General features: G+C 38.9%; 17 protein-coding genes. 12 read left to right on the forward strand and 5 right to left on the reverse strand.

The features are described from left to right. Positions 1-3: 3 nt before the first annotated feature. The 10 genes from menC (at position 4) to fis (ending at position 8,889) form a co-directional block, all read left to right on the forward strand. Entirely contained in the window at positions 4-993 is a 990-nt protein-coding gene (menC, locus tag HMPREF2644_RS01710; protein ID WP_048950087.1) for an o-succinylbenzoate synthase, read from the forward strand. Between the two features lie 57 nt (positions 994-1,050). Next, entirely contained in the window at positions 1,051-1,500 is a 450-nt protein-coding gene (gene aroQ, locus HMPREF2644_RS01715) for a type II 3-dehydroquinate dehydratase (RefSeq protein ID WP_044330820.1), read from the forward strand. 151 nt (positions 1,501-1,651) lie between these two features. Then, complete coding sequence (gene accB, locus HMPREF2644_RS01720) at positions 1,652-2,119, forward strand: acetyl-CoA carboxylase biotin carboxyl carrier protein (protein WP_005669668.1); 468 nt, start codon at positions 1,652-1,654, stop codon at positions 2,117-2,119. A 176-nt stretch (positions 2,120-2,295) separates the two neighbouring features. Then, the gene (accC, locus tag HMPREF2644_RS01725; RefSeq protein ID WP_050845851.1) at positions 2,296-3,642 is read left to right on the forward strand and encodes an acetyl-CoA carboxylase biotin carboxylase subunit; all 1,347 of its coding nucleotides are present in this window, start codon (positions 2,296-2,298) and stop codon (positions 3,640-3,642) included. 204 nt (positions 3,643-3,846) lie between these two features. Beyond that, complete coding sequence (locus HMPREF2644_RS01730) at positions 3,847-4,104, forward strand: YhdT family protein (RefSeq protein WP_005659242.1); 258 nt, start codon at positions 3,847-3,849, stop codon at positions 4,102-4,104. Next, on the forward strand, positions 4,101-5,555 hold the full coding sequence (gene panF, locus HMPREF2644_RS01735; protein ID WP_005647973.1) for a sodium/pantothenate symporter: 1,455 nt from the start codon (positions 4,101-4,103) through the stop codon (positions 5,553-5,555). Before HMPREF2644_RS01730 ends, panF begins: the two co-directional genes overlap by 4 nt. Positions 5,556-5,674: 119 nt before the next feature. After that, positions 5,675-6,547 carry a DMT family transporter gene (locus HMPREF2644_RS01740; protein ID WP_005664204.1) on the forward strand — a complete coding sequence of 291 codons (873 nt, stop codon included), beginning with the start codon at positions 5,675-5,677 and terminating at the stop codon, positions 6,545-6,547. A gap of 34 nt (positions 6,548-6,581) precedes the next feature. Beyond that, a complete protein-coding gene (prmA, locus tag HMPREF2644_RS01745; protein WP_005647969.1) occupies positions 6,582-7,469 on the forward strand; it encodes a 50S ribosomal protein L11 methyltransferase in 888 nt (295 codons plus the stop codon). Between the two features lie 146 nt (positions 7,470-7,615). Next, the gene (gene dusB, locus HMPREF2644_RS01750) at positions 7,616-8,596 is read left to right on the forward strand and encodes a tRNA dihydrouridine synthase DusB (protein WP_012055332.1); all 981 of its coding nucleotides are present in this window, start codon (positions 7,616-7,618) and stop codon (positions 8,594-8,596) included. Then, the gene (fis, locus tag HMPREF2644_RS01755) at positions 8,590-8,889 is read left to right on the forward strand and encodes a DNA-binding transcriptional regulator Fis (RefSeq protein WP_005651583.1); all 300 of its coding nucleotides are present in this window, start codon (positions 8,590-8,592) and stop codon (positions 8,887-8,889) included. Before dusB ends, fis begins: the two co-directional genes overlap by 7 nt. Before the next feature lie 94 nt (positions 8,890-8,983). On the opposite strand, the gene smpB is transcribed toward fis, so the two are convergent. From smpB to dprA, 5 genes are all read right to left on the reverse strand, one after another. Next, entirely contained in the window at positions 8,984-9,469 is a 486-nt protein-coding gene (gene smpB / locus HMPREF2644_RS01760; protein WP_005659251.1) for an SsrA-binding protein SmpB, read from the reverse strand. A gap of 238 nt (positions 9,470-9,707) precedes the next feature. Next, complete coding sequence (gene pfkA / locus HMPREF2644_RS01765; RefSeq protein ID WP_005659252.1) at positions 9,708-10,673, reverse strand: 6-phosphofructokinase; 966 nt, start codon at positions 10,671-10,673, stop codon at positions 9,708-9,710. A 95-nt stretch (positions 10,674-10,768) separates the two neighbouring features. After that, positions 10,769-11,350: a hypothetical protein gene (locus HMPREF2644_RS01770; protein ID WP_005651586.1), complete on the reverse strand. Its 582-nt coding sequence runs from the start codon at positions 11,348-11,350 to the stop codon at positions 10,769-10,771. Beyond that, positions 11,343-12,119 carry a peroxide stress protein YaaA gene (gene yaaA, locus HMPREF2644_RS01775; RefSeq protein ID WP_005688368.1) on the reverse strand — a complete coding sequence of 259 codons (777 nt, stop codon included), beginning with the start codon at positions 12,117-12,119 and terminating at the stop codon, positions 11,343-11,345. Before yaaA ends, HMPREF2644_RS01770 begins: the two co-directional genes overlap by 8 nt. Before the next feature lie 52 nt (positions 12,120-12,171). After that, positions 12,172-13,293 (reverse strand): DNA-processing protein DprA, encoded by a 1,122-nt coding sequence (gene dprA / locus HMPREF2644_RS01780; protein WP_048951701.1) that lies wholly within the window; start codon positions 13,291-13,293, stop codon positions 12,172-12,174. 573 nt (positions 13,294-13,866) lie between these two features. On the opposite strand from dprA, the gene leuA reads away from it, so the two are divergent. Next, a complete protein-coding gene (gene leuA, locus HMPREF2644_RS01785) occupies positions 13,867-15,414 on the forward strand; it encodes a 2-isopropylmalate synthase (RefSeq protein WP_048951702.1) in 1,548 nt (515 codons plus the stop codon). A gap of 85 nt (positions 15,415-15,499) precedes the next feature. After that, on the forward strand, positions 15,500-16,576 hold the full coding sequence (gene leuB, locus HMPREF2644_RS01790) for a 3-isopropylmalate dehydrogenase (protein ID WP_048951703.1): 1,077 nt from the start codon (positions 15,500-15,502) through the stop codon (positions 16,574-16,576). The last annotated feature ends 50 nt before the right edge of the window (positions 16,577-16,626 follow it).

Genomic DNA, 16,626 nt, shown 5'->3' on the forward strand with positions numbered 1-16,626 from the left:
AGCATGGCTGAAAAATCATTTAATCTTTACCGTTATTCCATCCCCGTTGATAGCCAACTTATTCTGCGTGATCGTTTTTTAAAACGCCGTGAAGGCTTAATCGTAAGAGTGAGTTGCAGCCGAGACGGTTGGGGAGAAATCGCTCCGCTACCTGGTTTTAGCGAAGAAACCTTAGACCAAGCTCAAGAACAAGCAATTGAATGGCTAACAACATGGTGCAATGCAAGCTGTGACGCACCTCGCGTACCATTAGATGGCACCTATCCCTCCGTTGCTTTTGGTATCAGTTGCGCAATGGATGAAATGAAAGGTTATTTACAAGCTGAAGGCAATTACCATACAGCACCACTTTGTTATGGCGATCCAGATGAATTGTACGCCAAACTTGCGAGCATGGAAGGCGAAAAGGTGGCAAAGATGAAAGTGGGCATATACGAAGCCAATCGCGATGGATTAATTGCCGATATGTTTTTAGAAGCCATTCCTGATTTACAATTACGGCTTGATGCAAACCGCCATTGGTCGTTAGAAAAAGCGTTACAGTTTGCCGCTCAAGTCAAACTGCAACATAGAAAACGTATTCAATTTTTAGAAGAACCTTGTAAAACACAAGAACTCAGCCGTGAATTTGCAGCTCAAACCGACATTGCTATTGCGTGGGATGAATCCGTGCGAGAGCCTAATTTTTGTCTAGAAAAAGAACCGCACTTATCGGCTGTCGTCATCAAACCCACTTTAATTGGTTCAATTCAACGTTGTGCTGAGCTCATTAACCAAGCACATTCGTTAGGCCTAAAAGCGGTTATAAGTTCAAGTATCGAAAGCAGTTTAGGGCTCTCTCAGCTCGCGCGAATTGCACAACAATACACTCCGAATGCAACTCCAGGCTTAGATACTTTAGATTTGATGGAATATCAGGTACTACGTGCTTGGCCTAGTTCTAATTTACCTATTGTGGATTTAGAATCTGAATTTATCACTAAAATTATCTGATTCGACCACCAAAAATCGAAAAAACCAGTATAATGCGCCACACAAAAAGGATTAAAAATGTCGCAAACACACAGAATTTTGCTGTTAAATGGCCCGAACTTAAATATGTTAGGGGCTCGCGAGCCAAAACATTATGGCAGTATTTCGCTTGCATCTATTGAAGCGAAAATACAAACATTAGCCACTCAACACAATGTAAAAGTGGAATGTTTTCAAGCCAATAGTGAAGAAAAATTAATTAATAAGATCCACGAAAGTTTTCAACAAGTCGATTTTATTTTAATTAATCCTGCGGCTTACACCCATACCAGTGTAGCATTGCGCGATGCACTTTTAGCTGTTTCAATTCCTTTTGTAGAGATTCATTTATCTAACGTGCATAAACGTGAACCATTTCGTCATCATTCTTATTTTAGCGATGTGGCTGAAGGCGTTATTTGCGGTTTGGGCGCAAAAGGTTACGAGTTTGCCTTTTTATTTGCTATGGATTACCTTGCTAAAAAATAGAAAATCGAGCATTTTTGGCGAAATTCACAGAATTTTATCGCAAATTTGAAAAAATTAAGGTAATCTTTGCAACACAAAAGTAAGTTTATTCATAACCGCACTTTTTCCTTTAAAAGTGCGGTTAAAATTTCAATTTTTTTAGGAAGAACGTATGGACATTCGTAAAATCAAAAAATTAATCGAATTAGTAGAAGAATCGGGCATTACTGAATTAGAAGTGCAAGAAGAAGAGGGTACAGTACGTATTAGCCGTGCTGCGCCAGTAATTGCTCCTGCAGCCGTTCAATATGCTGCAGCACCAGTAGTAGCACCAACTCCTGCCGCTGCACCAGCTCAAGTTCCAGCAGCTGCGACATCCGCACCAGCCGCATCGGATGAATTATCAGGCCATCTTGTACGTTCTCCAATGGTGGGAACCTTCTATCGCAGCCCAAGCCCAGAAGCAAAAGCATTCGTTGAAGTGGGGCAATCAGTGAAAGTTGGCGATGCGCTTTGTATCGTTGAAGCAATGAAAATGATGAACCGCATTGAAGCGGACAAAGCTGGCGTTGTAAAAGCGATTCTTATCAACGACGGTAACGCCGTTGAATTTGACGAACCATTAATCGTTATTGAATAATTTCCAATATTTTTGTCGGGCGGACTTTAGTCCGCCTATTTCATATACAAACAATTAGAGCGAATTTATCGTAGGCGATATAAATTGAAATCTGTTCACGCCAAATTTTATAGGGAGAACAATATTTCAAGAGCCTACATAAAAATTCACGTCTATCTGACTAAACGGACTCTTTTATGTTAGAAAAAGTTGTGATTGCTAACCGCGGTGAAATTGCTCTACGCATTTTACGTGCTTGTAAAGAATTAGGTATTAAAACTGTGGCAGTTCACTCCACTGCTGATCGTGATTTAAAACACGTTTTACTCGCTGATGAAACCGTTTGTATCGGTCCAGCACCTTCCGCAAAAAGTTATTTAAATATTCCAGCTATCATTGCTGCCGCCGAAGTAACAGGTGCGGATGCAATTCATCCTGGATACGGTTTCTTATCTGAAAACGCTGACTTTGCTGAACAAGTTGAACGTTCAGGTTTCACTTTCATCGGCCCAACTGCAGATGTTATTCGTTTAATGGGCGATAAAGTTTCAGCTATTAAAGCAATGAAAAAAGCAGGTGTGCCTTGTGTACCGGGTTCGGATGGCCCTGTAGGTAATGATATTGCTAAAAATAAAGAAATCGCCAAACGTATTGGTTATCCAATCATCATCAAAGCATCTGGCGGCGGCGGTGGCCGAGGAATGCGTGTTGTTCGTAGCGAAGACGCATTAGAAGAATCTATCGCGATGACCAAAGCAGAAGCGAAAGCTGCATTCAACAATGATATGGTTTATATGGAAAAATACTTAGAAAATCCACGTCACGTGGAAATTCAAGTGTTATCAGATACTCACGGTAATGCGGTTTATTTGGCTGAACGCGACTGCTCAATGCAGCGTCGTCACCAAAAAGTTGTGGAAGAAGCACCAGCGCCAGGTATCACAGAAGAAGTTCGCCGCGATATTGGCTCACGCTGTGCAAAAGCTTGCGTAGAAATCGGCTATCGCGGAGCGGGAACCTTTGAATTCTTATATGAAAATGGCGAATTCTACTTTATTGAAATGAATACCCGTATCCAAGTAGAACACCCAGTAACAGAAATGATCACAGGTGTAGATTTAGTGAAAGAGCAATTGCGCATTGCGGCAGGCTTGCCAATTTCCTTTAAACAAGAGGACATTAAAGTTAAAGGCCATGCAATAGAATGCCGCATTAACGCAGAAGATCCAAAAACATTCTTACCATCTCCGGGCAAAGTAAATCACTTACATTCGCCTGGCGGTTTGGGCGTTCGTTGGGATTCTCACGTTTATGGCGGCTATACTGTGCCTCCACATTACGACTCGATGATCGCAAAACTTATCACTTACGGCGATACACGTGAAGTGGCAATCCGTCGTATGCAAAATGCTTTATCTGAAACAATTATTGATGGTATTAAAACCAATATTCCACTTCATGAATTAATTCTTGAAGATGAGAATTTCCAAAAAGGTGGAACAAACATCCACTATTTGGAGAAAAAATTAGGTATGCATGAATAATTAAACGTTAAATGGCTAACAAAGGTTAGCCATTTTTTATATATTCCGATATTTATTTAATGATAATAAAAACTAAAACGAGCAAAACATTTTGAATTATTCAAAAAAGTTGTAATATGAATAAGTATAAGGAGCGTAGGATATATGCGCCTCTTATACCATTCAAAAAATATACTTTCACTTATAAAAATTTAAGGAAAAAATATGACATTAAAACAACGTTATCAACAAGCTGGTAAAGAAGCCAGTTGGGCATTGAGCTTATCTATTTTATATGTGATAGGTTGGTGCTTATGTGCTTATTTACCTAAAGAAACTCAAGGGCCGATTGGTTTCCCCCTCTGGTTCGAACTCTCTTGTATTTATTTGCCTATTCTGTTTATTGTAATTGGTTATTGGATTATCAAAATTATTTTTCAGGATATTTCTCTTGAAATTAACGATCAGGAGAGTCAGAAATGAATCTAGGTATTATTCTTCCTTTAATTATTTATCTCACTTTTGTTTTTGGTGCGGCAATTTTTGCCTATGTAAAACGTACAAAAGGCGATTTTTTAACAGAATATTATGTGGGAAATCGTTCGATGACTGGTTTTGTGCTCGCAATGACAACTGCATCAACTTATGCCAGTGCAAGTTCTTTTGTCGGAGGGCCAGGCGCAGCTTATAAATACGGATTAGGTTGGGTATTACTTGCGATGATTCAAGTGCCAGTCGTATGGCTTGCATTAGGTGCATTAGGTAAAAAATTCGCGCTATTATCAAGAGAAACCAATGCTTTAACTATTAATGATCTTTTCTTTTATCGCTATAAAAACAAATATTTAGTTTGGCTATCAAGCCTTGCTCTTCTTCTCGCATTTTTTGCGGCTATGACCGTGCAATTTATTGGTGGTGCGCGTTTATTAGAAACAACCATCGGCATTTCTTATACTCAAGCATTACTCTTATTTGCTTTAACGGTAGGTATCTATACTTTTATCGGGGGCTTCCGTGCCGTCGTACTGACGGATACCATTCAAGGTACCGTAATGATTTTTGGGACTATAATCCTCCTTATTGGCACGATTTATGCCCTCGGTGGTGTAGAAAGTGCGGTTAATAAATTAACTGAAATTGATCCTGACTTAGTCACGCCTTACGGGCCAAATGGAATGTTAGATTTCCAATTTATGGCTTCTTTCTGGATACTTGTCTGTTTCGGGGTGGTTGGTCTTCCACATACCGCAGTTCGATGTATGGCATTTAAAGACAGTAAAGCCTTACATCGCGGTATGCTGATTGGAACCATTGTACTTTCAATTATTATGTTGGGTATGCACTTAGCTGGTGCGCTTGGCAGAGCGGTTATTCCAAATTTAACGGTATCAGATCAAGTAATTCCAACATTAATGATAAAAGTATTGCCGCCTATTGTTGCGGGGATTTTCTTAGCTGCACCGATGTCTGCGATTATGTCCACAATTGATGCACAACTTATTCAATCTTCTTCTATTTTTGTCAAAGATTTATACCTTTCTGCGAAACCAGAGGCCGCAAAAAATGAGAAAAAAGTGAGCTATTTTTCATCAATTATTACGCTGATTTTGACCGCACTTTTAATCTTTGCCGCCCTCAATCCACCAGATATGATTATTTGGTTAAACCTATTTGCCTTTGGCGGACTGGAAGCCGCATTTTTATGGGTAATTGTGCTGGGTATTTACTGGGATAAAGCAAATGCTTATGGTGCGTTAAGCTCAATGATTATCGGCTTGGGGAGTTATATCTTGCTCACTCAACTTGGCATAAAATTATTTAACTTCCATCAAATCGTGCCGTCATTAGTATTTGGATTAATTGCCTTTTTAGTGGGTAATAAATTGGGCGAACGTCGTATTGAAAAAACTCAATTAAAAGTTACCGCACTTTAAGTATTAATCAATATGCTGTCACCTTCTTCTAAATGAGAGGAAGGTGATATTTAATTTTCTCACTTTCAGCAATTTCTACGCTAAAACATAGAGTTGGAACAATTCACAGGGATACATCAATGCTCTATCAAATTCTTGCGCTACTTATTTGGAGCAGTTCATTAATCGTCGGTAAGCTCACTTATTCGATGATGGATCCTGTGCTTGTTGTGCAAGTGCGGTTAATTATTGCAATGATTATTGTCATGCCACTCTTTTTACGTCGTTGGAAAAAAATTGATAAACCAATGCGTAAACAGCTTTGGTGGTTGGCATTCTTTAACTATACCGCCGTATTTTTATTGCAATTCATCGGACTAAAATATACATCTGCGTCCAGTGCAGTCACCATGATTGGGCTAGAACCGCTGCTCGTTGTATTTGTCGGGCATTTCTTCTTTAAAGACAAAGCAAAATGGTTTCACTGGCTATTCGGTGCAATGGCATTTATTGGCGTGGCAATTTTAATTAATGGCGGAAAAAATAATGAAGGCATTGATAACATCAGTTTATTCGGCTGTTTATTAGTACTAAGTGCTGGGATCATTTTCGCTGCCGTATTACGTTGGACACAGCGAGTTGTAGCCAAAGTCTCAACGCAGGCTTATACCTCCGTCAGCATTGTTCTTGGCACCATCACAACATTGCCATTTACGCTATTACTCACAGAAAACTGGCAAATATCATTAAATTCTACTGGTATTGCAGGTTTATTATATCTTGCCATTGGCTGTAGCTGGCTTGCCTATTGGTTATGGAATAAAGGCCTTAATAGTGTGGATGCCAATATCTCCGGTGTTTTAGTCGCACTTGAACCGCTATTCGGCATCTTATTTGCTGTATCATTACTTGGCGAAACGCTATCATTTTCAGCCGCACTTGGTATAACAATCATCATGCTCGCCACACTTGGCTCGACTTTACTGCCGAAACTTTTAAAAAAATCGGTATAATATGCCCCATTTTATGAAATAAAGGAAAAAACAAATGGCTTGGATTCAAATTCGCCTGAACAGCACCAATGAAAAAGCAGAACAAATGAGTGATTTTTTAGAAGAAATCGGCTCCGTCTCTGTAACTTTTATGGATAGTCAAGATACACCGATTTTTGAGCCTTTGCCGGGCGAAACGCGTTTATGGGGTAATACCGATGTTATTGCACTATTTGATGCAGAAACAGATATGGCAGAAATTGTCCGCTTATTAAAAGAAGCAAAACACTTAGATAGCAATACGGCATACAAAATTGAACAAATAGAAGATAAAGACTGGGAACGTGAGTGGATGGATAACTTCCACCCAATGCAATTTGGTAAGCGTTTATGGATTTGTCCAAGTTGGCGTGATGTGCCTGATGAAAATGCCGTCAATGTTATGCTTGACCCAGGTTTAGCATTTGGTACAGGCACTCATCCTACAACCGCACTATGTTTAGAATGGCTAGATGGTCTTGATTTAAAAGATAAAAGCGTCATCGATTTTGGTTGTGGATCTGGTATTTTAGCCATTGCAGCATTAAAACTTGGTGCGAAAAGTGCGGTGGGAATTGACATCGATCCACAAGCCATTCTGGCCAGTCGCAATAATGCTGAGCAAAATGGCGTGGCAGATCGCCTACAGCTGTTCTTATCTGATGAAAAACCCTCTGATTTAAAAGCAGATGTCGTGGTGGCGAATATTCTTGCTGGCCCTCTCAAAGAACTTTACCCAATCATTAGCCAACTTGTTAAGCCGAATGGCGATCTTGGTTTATCGGGCATTTTAGAAACTCAAGCTCAATCGGTATGCGATGCCTATACGCAAACATTTGCGTTAGAGCCAGTCGCGGCGAGAGAAGAATGGTGCCGAATTACGGGTAAGCTAAAAACGCTTTAATTTCTTTTTGTCAATCAAAAAAAGTGTATTTTTTAAACAAATTTCACTTTGCAAAGCAAGGCAAAATGCGTATTATAGCCAGCCTTGTCGGTTGTCGAGCAGTTCGATATAAATTAGATTTAGGCTTGCTAGGAAAGGAACGTAAAATGCGAATCGGTTCATACCAATTAAAAAATCGTGTTTTACTTGCACCAATGGCAGGTATTACCGACCAGCCTTTCCGCCGTCTTTGTGCATATTATGGTGCGGGGCTTACATTTTCAGAAATGATGTCCACAAATCCGCAAGTTTGGCATACCGAAAAATCCAAATTGCGTTTGGCACATAGCGAAGATTTAGGTCTCAATGCGGTGCAAATTGCAGGTAGTGATCCACTCGAGATGGCGCAAGCCGCTGCTATTAACGTGGAATATGGCGCTCAAATCATTGACATTAATATGGGATGCCCTGCCAAAAAAGTAAATCGCAAACTCGCAGGCTCTGCGTTGTTGCAATTTCCTTATTTGGTGGAAAAAATCTTGCGAGAAGTAGTGTCCGCCGTCAATGTGCCAGTGACCTTAAAAATTCGTACAGGCTGGGATAAATCTAATCGAAATTGCGTTCAAATCGGCAAAATTGCAGAACAATGTGGCATACAAGCATTAACGGTGCATGGTCGTACACGCGCTTGTCTTTTTGAAGGTGAAGCGGAGTACGATAACATTAAAGCCGTTAAACAAGCGATTGCTATACCAGTTATAGCTAATGGCGATATTGATTCTGCTCGGAAAGCAAAATTCGTTCTTGATTATACTGGAGCGGATGCCATTATGATCGGTCGTGCTGCCTTAGGTAACCCTTGGTTATTTCAAGCGGTAGAAAACCTAATTGAGCATAACTCGATAAGTCAAATGCCAAGTTTAAAAGAAAAGTGTGGTCAGATTTTGCGTCATATTCAAGAATTACATCAATTCTATGGCGAACAAAAAGGCTATCGCATTGCGCGTAAACACGTAGCTTGGTATTTACAGGGAATTCAACCTGATTCCGTTTTTAAACAGACTTTTAATGCAATTAGTGATCCAAAAGAGCAGCTGATTGTATTGGAAGATTTTTTCAATTTAATTTTGGATAAAGAAAAATGTTAGAACAACAACGTAATTCTGCCGATGCCTTAACGGTATCAGTATTAAATGCGCAATCACAAGTGACCAGCAAACCATTACGCGATTCAGTCAAACAAGCGTTGCGTAATTATTTAGCACAATTAGATGGTCAAGATGTGAATGATCTTTACGAGCTAGTATTAGCGGAAGTTGAACACCCTATGTTAGATATGATTATGCAATATACTCGTGGTAATCAAACCCGTGCAGCAAATATGCTTGGTATCAACCGTGGTACATTACGTAAAAAATTAAAAAAATACGGTATGGGATAAGGCGATATTCTTTTATTAACAAAAAGATTGAATGTTTTTCATTCTATTTTAAAAATTAGCCCCAAGTAATTTGGGGCTAATTTATTATTACAATTTAAGATCTTCGATGTGCATTTTTCATAATGCGATCTTTTGTTACTTTCCATTCACGTTCTTTAATATCATCACGTTTATCCTGTTGTTTTTTACCTTTGGCTAAACCAATTTTGACTTTTGCCCACGCACTTTTCCAGTAAAGAGAAAGTGCAACTATGGTAAAACCGTCTCGGTTTGCTTTGCCAAATAGGGATGCTAATTCGCGTTTATTTAACAATAACTTACGAGTGCGAGTTGGATCACAAACAATATGCGTTGATGCAACATTTAATGGCTGAATGCTTGCGCCGAATAAAAAGGCTTCGCCATTTTTAAAAATAACATAACTATCACTAATATTTGCCTTGCCTGCGCGTATAGATTTGACTTCCCAGCCTTGTAATTCAAGACCTGCTTCAATTTCATCTTCAATAAAATAATCGTGTCTTGCACGTTTATTCAGTGCGATAGTATTTGAATTGGGTTTTACTTTTTTCTTTGTCATAATTTTATCCCTTATTTTGCCTGAGGCATTTTATCGGATCTCTATTTTGATAGCAAAAAGATCATCTAGGTAGAACTGGCAGTCGCATTTATTTTCAATCTTTAAAAATAAATGATTTGTAGAAAATAAGAGAAAAACTGACCGCACTTTTTAAGAAAAAACAGACACATTGTTGTGTCTGTTTGAGAAAGATAAAAAGATGAATTAAGTGTTAGTGATTTATATAGTGAATAAAGGATTATTCCAAACGTTTTGCCACTTTAAGCCAATCAGCCTTAAATACACGCTGCATATTATTAATGGCATCAATAATATCGTGATGAACGAGCTGTTCATTTTGGATACCTACGCAATAGCCGCCCTTGCCTTGTAGCAATAAATCTACTGCGTATGCGCCCATACGTGAGGCAAGAATACGGTCAAAAGCACAAGGAGAACCACCACGTTGAATATGCCCTAAAACGGTTGCGCGAGTTTCGTGGCCTACGCGAGCTTCAATTTCTTTTGCCAGAGAATGAACATCAGTTAAAAGTTCAGTGATAGCAATAATAGCGTGGCGTTTACCGCGAATAATGCTACGTTCAATTTGTTGAATTAATTCTTCGCGATTAAATTCAATTTCTGATGCGACGATATATTCGCAACCGCCAGCGATCCCCGCAGAAATCGTTAAGTCACTACAATGGCGACCCATAATTTCAACGATAGAAATACGTTGGTGTGAGCTTGATGTATCACGTAAACGGTCGATTGCATCCACTGCAGTTTGTAATGCGGTTTGATAACCGATGGTATAGTCAGTACCTGCCACATCATTATCAATAGTACCGGGTAATCCAACACAAGGGAAACAGTGTTCTTCGGTTAATAATTTTGCCCCCATATAAGAACCGTCACCACCGATAACCACAAGTGCATCAATGCCGTGAGAACGTAAAATTTCCGCACATTTTGCCCGAATATTAGGATCTTTAAATTCAGGAAAACGTGCAGAGCCTAAAAAAGTACCGCCACGATTAATGACATCAGATACGCTATAGCGATTTAATTGTTTGATTTTATTATTGTATAAACCTTGGTAACCATCATAGATACCAAACACTTCCAAGCCTTCTGCAAGTGCAGAACGTACTACGCCACGAATTGCGGCATTCATACCTGGCGCATCGCCACCACTTGTTAAAACTGCAATTTTTTTAATCATAATTTACCTACTTTTAACCATAATTGAAAATGGGCATAAGATTACATCATTCAAAGAATCTGCTCTAGCAAAATTTGACGAGATTTTGATCTACATTATTTTTCACAGAACAGTTGCCATTTCAAATTTTGTAAATGTTTTCTTTCTATATCCACAACGTATTTTTGCAAATGTTGTTGTACTTTATCGACAGATAAATGTTTAGAACGCGTTGGTTGCTGTATTTTCTGTGAATATTGAAATTGCACAAAGCCACATTGGGGCAATTGTCGTCCTTTCATTACATTGACTTGCCAAGATGGATTTTCCTTCGTTGGCGAATAGATGACATATCCATTTAATTCATTTGGATTGGTCGAATTTTCTGGAATAGTATCAAAATGAAAATCTTTCACGTCTGTATTGCGATAAATGCGTTCTCTCAATGCAATGCGTTCTTTAATTGAACGTGCTGGTTGATTGCGATCAAAAAGAATTTCAATTTCAGATTGCCAATTTTCTAGCGTATCTGGCTTAGATATATACGCATAGCGTGCAATGGTTCCTAAATCTTGGCTGCCAGTAAGTACATAATGTTTGCCATTATATTCTAACTGCGTAGGCACATTTAATTGGGTCAGCTTAGTTGCACAGCCTGAAAGTATAAGTGCGGTCAAAATAACAAAAATTTTATTCATTAATATCTCGCTTAAAGACAAATTCAGTTTCAGTGGAGGATGCTGAATCAAACCAATAACCAGCTAAATCAAATTCTTTTAATTGTTCAATGTTGGTTAAACGATGTTGAATAAGATAACGGCACATTAAGCCTCGTGCTTTTTTAGCATAAAAGCTAATTACTTTGTATTTTCCATTTTTATTGTCTAAGAAAACTGGCTTGATAATTTTGGCGTTAAGTTGGTTTTCTTTAACAGATTTATAATATTCATCAGAGGCTAGATTGACTAATACATTATCGCCTTGTGCATCAATAGCTTGTTGAACTGCTTGGGTAATCACATTTCCCCAAAAGGCATACAGATCTTTTCCTTTCGGATTGGCTAATTTTGTCCCCATTTCTAATCGGTAAGGTTGCATTAAATCAAGCGGTTTTAAAAGTCCATAAAGCCCAGACAGCATACGTAAATGGGATTGCGCAAAAATGACATCATCTTCCGAAAGGGAATCAGCATCTAAACCTGTATAAACATCGCCTTTAAATGCAAAGAGTGCAGGGCGAGAATTGTCTTCATTGTGAATTTTTGTCCATTCTGCAAAGCGTGCGGCATTTAAACCTGCCAACTTATCGCTGATAGACATTAATGATGAAAGATCTTGCGGAGAAAGTTTACGACAAACCTCAATAAGTTGTTCGCTGTAATCGGTAAAGTGCGGTTGAGAAACAGGAAAATTTTTTACCGCACTTTCAAAATCAAGGGTTTTGGCAGGGGAGATAATCGCTAACATAATCGTCCTTTTATGAAAAAAGAATGGGCGTATCTTAGCATAAAAATTTACGTTAAACGCGTTTATATAAGCCATTTTCACTTATGATAAGATCTTGCAACTCAAGATCGAGCAACTGAACAAGCAAAACATCGACACTCAAGTTAAATTCTTCCGCTAAATCATCAATGCTCACAGGCGTGTAACCAATACGCGAGTAAAGTTTCGGGTGGCTTGGTGCTTCTACTAATCGGCGAGGATCAGGTGGTGGCGTGTAATTAGGCACGGCGATCTGGTCAAAATCAATTTCAGTTTGGCTATGGATTGAATGTTGATAGAGGGTTTCCAAAATATCTTTAGCATTTTCTACCAACATTGCACCTTGTTTAATTAGGCGATGACAACCTTGACTTGATTCATTTTGAATATTGCCTGGCACAGCAAAAACCTCTCGGTTTTGTTCCAACGCATACCGTGCAGTAATAAGTGATCCGCTTTTTTCGGTGGCTTCAACAACAAGCGTGCCGACTGAAAGCCCGCTAATAATCCGATTACGACGTGGGAAATTAGCGGCAATGGGGGCTTGGTTTGGTAAGAACTCAGAGACTAATGCGCCATTATTTTCGATGATTTGTGCCGATAATCTTTGATGTTTAGAGGGATAGATTTTTTCTAATCCACTGCCTAAAACCGCAATAGTTTGTCCTTGAATATTGACCACAGCTTGATGGCAATGTCCATCAATTCCTAATGCAAGTCCACTAGTAATCGTAAAGCCAGCTAATGAAAGTTCTGTCGCAAAATGTTTTGCCCAATATTCTCCGTAAGTCGTGCAATAACGGCTTCCAACCATTGCCATTTGGCGTTGTGAAAGTGCGGTTAAATTTCCTTTTACAAATAATAGTGGCGGAAAACTTGCGGTCTGTTTCAACAAAAAGGGATAAAAAGGGGAAAAATAATTCACTAAATGATTTCCCTCTTTTTGTGACCACACAAGTGCAGGCTCAATAAATTTTGCTTCAGGCTTGAACCAACGGCGAATTTGGATGGCTCCCCACCCCATTTGTCGGAAAGCAACATCATCATAATTAAGTAATTCATTTAAGGTAATATTGGACAAAATTTTATCAATGCCAACGCCGCCAAGTTTAGGCACTTGCATTAAACGGAGTAATGTGTAGGTAATGTCATTCATATTTTTTCCTTTTTATTTGAAAATCTAGTATGGAAAAAACGAAGGAGAGAAACGATTAATTTAAAAGCATTTTGCGATGCAGATCGCAAAAATTCTTTTTAATGAATAAAAAATTGCAAAATTTTTCTTATTTTGAAAATGTAAAAAATCCAATAAGAAAAATTTGTTGATTAGGATTGTATTGGTTAAATATGCTAATTTTATTAAGTTTATTAGTTAAATGTATATTTTATGAAGTGTAAGTAGGTTTATTTTTAATATAAAATGCCAAAAAAATAGTTTGACAGCCAGTTTTTTATTCGTAATATGGAAAACGTTTTACACAGCAGGATTTTTATTTATGTTTCGTATTGTTTCCTTATCTCTCAACCTACTGCTCTCACATTTTGTGTGCGGCTAAGTTGTGGACAAAAAACAGTCAGATGTAAATACCCAATTTTAAACCCGCACTTTATAAGTTGCGGGTTTTTTATCTAAAAAATACAGGAAAAACGCACCGCACTTTTGGAGTGATTTTAGAGGAACTTTTAGTAAGGACATTTAGTAAGGACGACATTTAGTAAGGATATTGTTATGACAGATCGCGTTATTATTTTTGATACCACCTTGCGTGATGGGGAACAGGCATTAAAAGCAAGTTTGACGGTAAAAGAAAAATTACAGATCGCTTTAGCACTTGAACGCTTAGGTGTGGATGTAATGGAAGTAGGGTTTCCTGTTTCTTCTCAAGGGGATTTTGAATCTGTTCAAACCATTGCTCGCCATATTAAAAACGCGCGTGTTGCTGCGTTATCTCGAGCGGTAGATAAAGACATTGATGCCGCATACGAAGCATTGAAAGTGGCAGAAGCATTCCGTATTCATACGTTTATTGCAAGTTCCGCATTGCACGTTGAAGCGAAATTAAAACGTTCTTTTGATGATGTGGTAGGAATGGCAGTTGCAGCAGTGAAACGCGCACGTAATTATACGGATGATGTTGAGTTCTCTTGCGAAGATGCAGGCCGTACAGGCATTGATAATATCTGTCGTATTGTTGAAGCGGCAATTAACGCAGGTGCAACTACGGTAAACATTCCAGATACAGTCGGTTTTTGCTTACCAAATGAATACGGCAATATCATTGCTCAAGTGCGTAGTTGCGTGCCGAATATTGATAAAGCAGTGATTTCCGTGCATTGCCACAATGACTTAGGTATGGCAACCGCTAATTCTTTAACGGCAGTACAAAATGGTGCACGCCAAATTGAATGTACCATTAATGGAATTGGTGAACGTGCGGGCAATACCTCTCTTGAAGAAGTGGTTATGGCAATGAAAGTGCGTCAGGATTTTATGGGCGTGGATACCCATATTAATACTCAAGAAATTCACCGTGTCAGCCAAATGGTAAGCCAACTTTGCAATATGCCGATTCAGCCGAATAAAGCCATTGTGGGTTCAAATGCTTTTGCCCATTCTTCTGGCATCCATCAAGATGGTATGTTGAAAAACAAAAATACCTACGAAATTATGTCTCCAGAAACCATTGGATTGAAAAAAGAAAAATTAAATTTAACCGCACGTTCTGGTCGTGCAGCTGTGAAAGGTCATATGGCAGATATGGGTTACACCGAACAAGATTACGATTTGGATAAATTGTATGACGAGTTCTTAAAATTGGCGGATAAAAAAGGTCAAGTGTTTGATTATGATTTGGAAGCATTGGCGTTTATCGATATGCAGCAAGGGGATGAAGATCGTTTGGTATTAGATAAACTTTCGGCACACTCCACCAAAGAATATCCAGCAACTGCGTTTGTTCAATTGAAGTTGGATGGCGAAAAATTAAGTACGTCTTCAATTGGCGGTAATGGCCCAGTGGATGCGGTTTATAACGCCATCTTAAATTTAACGGGTTTAGAAATCAAAATGTCTCACTATAACTTAACTGCTAAAGGCGAGGGCGCAGAAGCATTAGGGCAAGTGGATATTGTGGTAGAACACAAAGGGCGTAAATTCCACGGCGTCGGTTTAGCGACAGACATTGTTGAATCTTCCGCACTTGCTTTAGTCCACGCCATCAATGCCATTTATCGAGCGCATAAAGTGGCAGATATTAAGAATCATAAACAGCATTAATTTATCGAGTTCCCCTTTTTAGCAAAGAGGGGAAAAATACAAAAAAACTAACCGCACTTTTGAAGTAAAAAATAGGAAAAATAATATGCAATCATACAATATAGCAGTATTAGCAGGCGATGGTATCGGCCCCGAAGTCATGGCGGAAGCCATTAAGGTATTAAACAGAGTTCAAGAAAAATTTGGTTTTAAACTTAACTTCAACGAGTTTTTTGTCGGCGGTGCGGCTATTGATCATTGCGGTTATCCGTTACCAGCAGAAACCTTAAAAGGCTGTGATCAAGCGGATGCCATTTTATTTGGTTCTGTAGGTGGTTCTAAATGGACAAATTTACCACCAGATCAACAGCCAGAACGTGGTGCATTATTGCCTTTGCGTAAACATTTCAAATTATTCTGTAATCTTCGTCCTGCAACCCTTTATAAAGGCTTGGAAAAATTCTGTCCATTACGTGCAGATATTGCCGCAAAAGGTTTTGATATGGTGGTGGTGCGTGAATTAACGGGCGGGATTTATTTCGGTCAGCCTAAAGGTCGTGAGGGGGATGGCGTACAAACCAAAGCATTTGATACGGAAGTGTATTACCAATATGAAATCGAACGCATTGCACGTGCGGCTTTTGAGGCTGCTATGAAACGCAATAAAAAAGTCACTTCTGTAGATAAAGCGAACGTATTGCAGTCTTCTATTTTATGGCGTGAAACTGTGACAGAAATGGCAAAAGACTATCCTGAAGTAACTTTAGAGCATATCTATATCGATAACGCCACAATGCAATTAATCAAAGCACCTGAATCTTTTGATGTTTTACTTTGCTCTAATATTTTCGGCGATATTATTTCTGACGAAGCGGCGATGATCACAGGTTCTATGGGAATGTTGCCATCTGCCAGCTTAAATGAAGAGGGTTTTGGTTTATACGAGCCTGCTGGCGGTTCTGCCCCTGATATTGCAGGCAAAGGCATTGCCAACCCAATCGCACAAATTCTTTCTGCAGCAATGATGTTGCGTTATAGCTTCAACTTAAACGAAGCAGCAGATGCCATTGAAAGTGCGGTTCAAAAAGTCTTGGCTAGTGGTCATCGTACCGCCGATTTGGCAGATGATTCCACACCAGTTTCTACTGCAGAAATGGGTACATTGATTACACAAGCAATTTAATAAAAATAATTAAAGTGCGGTTGAAAAACACATCGAATTTTAACCGCACT

Source organism: Haemophilus sp. HMSC071C11, assembly GCF_001837655.1.
In the GTDB taxonomy this organism is placed as follows: Bacteria; Pseudomonadota; Gammaproteobacteria; order Enterobacterales; family Pasteurellaceae; genus Haemophilus; species Haemophilus influenzae.

Excerpts from the sequence above, each read along its gene's own strand:
- HMPREF2644_RS01770 (WP_005651586.1), bottom strand. The coding sequence starts at position 11,350 with ATGAATAAAATTTTTGTTATTTTGACCGCACTTATACTTTCAGGCTGT.
- aroQ (WP_044330820.1), top strand. The coding sequence starts at position 1,051 with ATGTCGCAAACACACAGAATTTTGCTGTTAAATGGCCCGAACTTAAAT.
- menC (WP_048950087.1), top strand. The coding sequence starts at position 4 with ATGGCTGAAAAATCATTTAATCTTTACCGTTATTCCATCCCCGTTGAT.
- panF (WP_005647973.1), top strand. The coding sequence starts at position 4,101 with ATGAATCTAGGTATTATTCTTCCTTTAATTATTTATCTCACTTTTGTT.
- dusB (WP_012055332.1), top strand. The coding sequence starts at position 7,616 with ATGCGAATCGGTTCATACCAATTAAAAAATCGTGTTTTACTTGCACCA.
- HMPREF2644_RS01740 (WP_005664204.1), top strand. The coding sequence starts at position 5,675 with ATGCTCTATCAAATTCTTGCGCTACTTATTTGGAGCAGTTCATTAATC.
- leuA (WP_048951702.1), top strand. The coding sequence starts at position 13,867 with ATGACAGATCGCGTTATTATTTTTGATACCACCTTGCGTGATGGGGAA.
- dprA (WP_048951701.1), bottom strand. The coding sequence starts at position 13,293 with ATGAATGACATTACCTACACATTACTCCGTTTAATGCAAGTGCCTAAA.
- leuB (WP_048951703.1), top strand. The coding sequence starts at position 15,500 with ATGCAATCATACAATATAGCAGTATTAGCAGGCGATGGTATCGGCCCC.
- accC (WP_050845851.1), top strand. The coding sequence starts at position 2,296 with ATGTTAGAAAAAGTTGTGATTGCTAACCGCGGTGAAATTGCTCTACGC.
- accB (WP_005669668.1), top strand. The coding sequence starts at position 1,652 with ATGGACATTCGTAAAATCAAAAAATTAATCGAATTAGTAGAAGAATCG.
- smpB (WP_005659251.1), bottom strand. The coding sequence starts at position 9,469 with ATGACAAAGAAAAAAGTAAAACCCAATTCAAATACTATCGCACTGAAT.
- prmA (WP_005647969.1), top strand. The coding sequence starts at position 6,582 with ATGGCTTGGATTCAAATTCGCCTGAACAGCACCAATGAAAAAGCAGAA.
- fis (WP_005651583.1), top strand. The coding sequence starts at position 8,590 with ATGTTAGAACAACAACGTAATTCTGCCGATGCCTTAACGGTATCAGTA.
- pfkA (WP_005659252.1), bottom strand. The coding sequence starts at position 10,673 with ATGATTAAAAAAATTGCAGTTTTAACAAGTGGTGGCGATGCGCCAGGT.
- HMPREF2644_RS01730 (WP_005659242.1), top strand. The coding sequence starts at position 3,847 with ATGACATTAAAACAACGTTATCAACAAGCTGGTAAAGAAGCCAGTTGG.
- yaaA (WP_005688368.1), bottom strand. The coding sequence starts at position 12,119 with ATGTTAGCGATTATCTCCCCTGCCAAAACCCTTGATTTTGAAAGTGCG.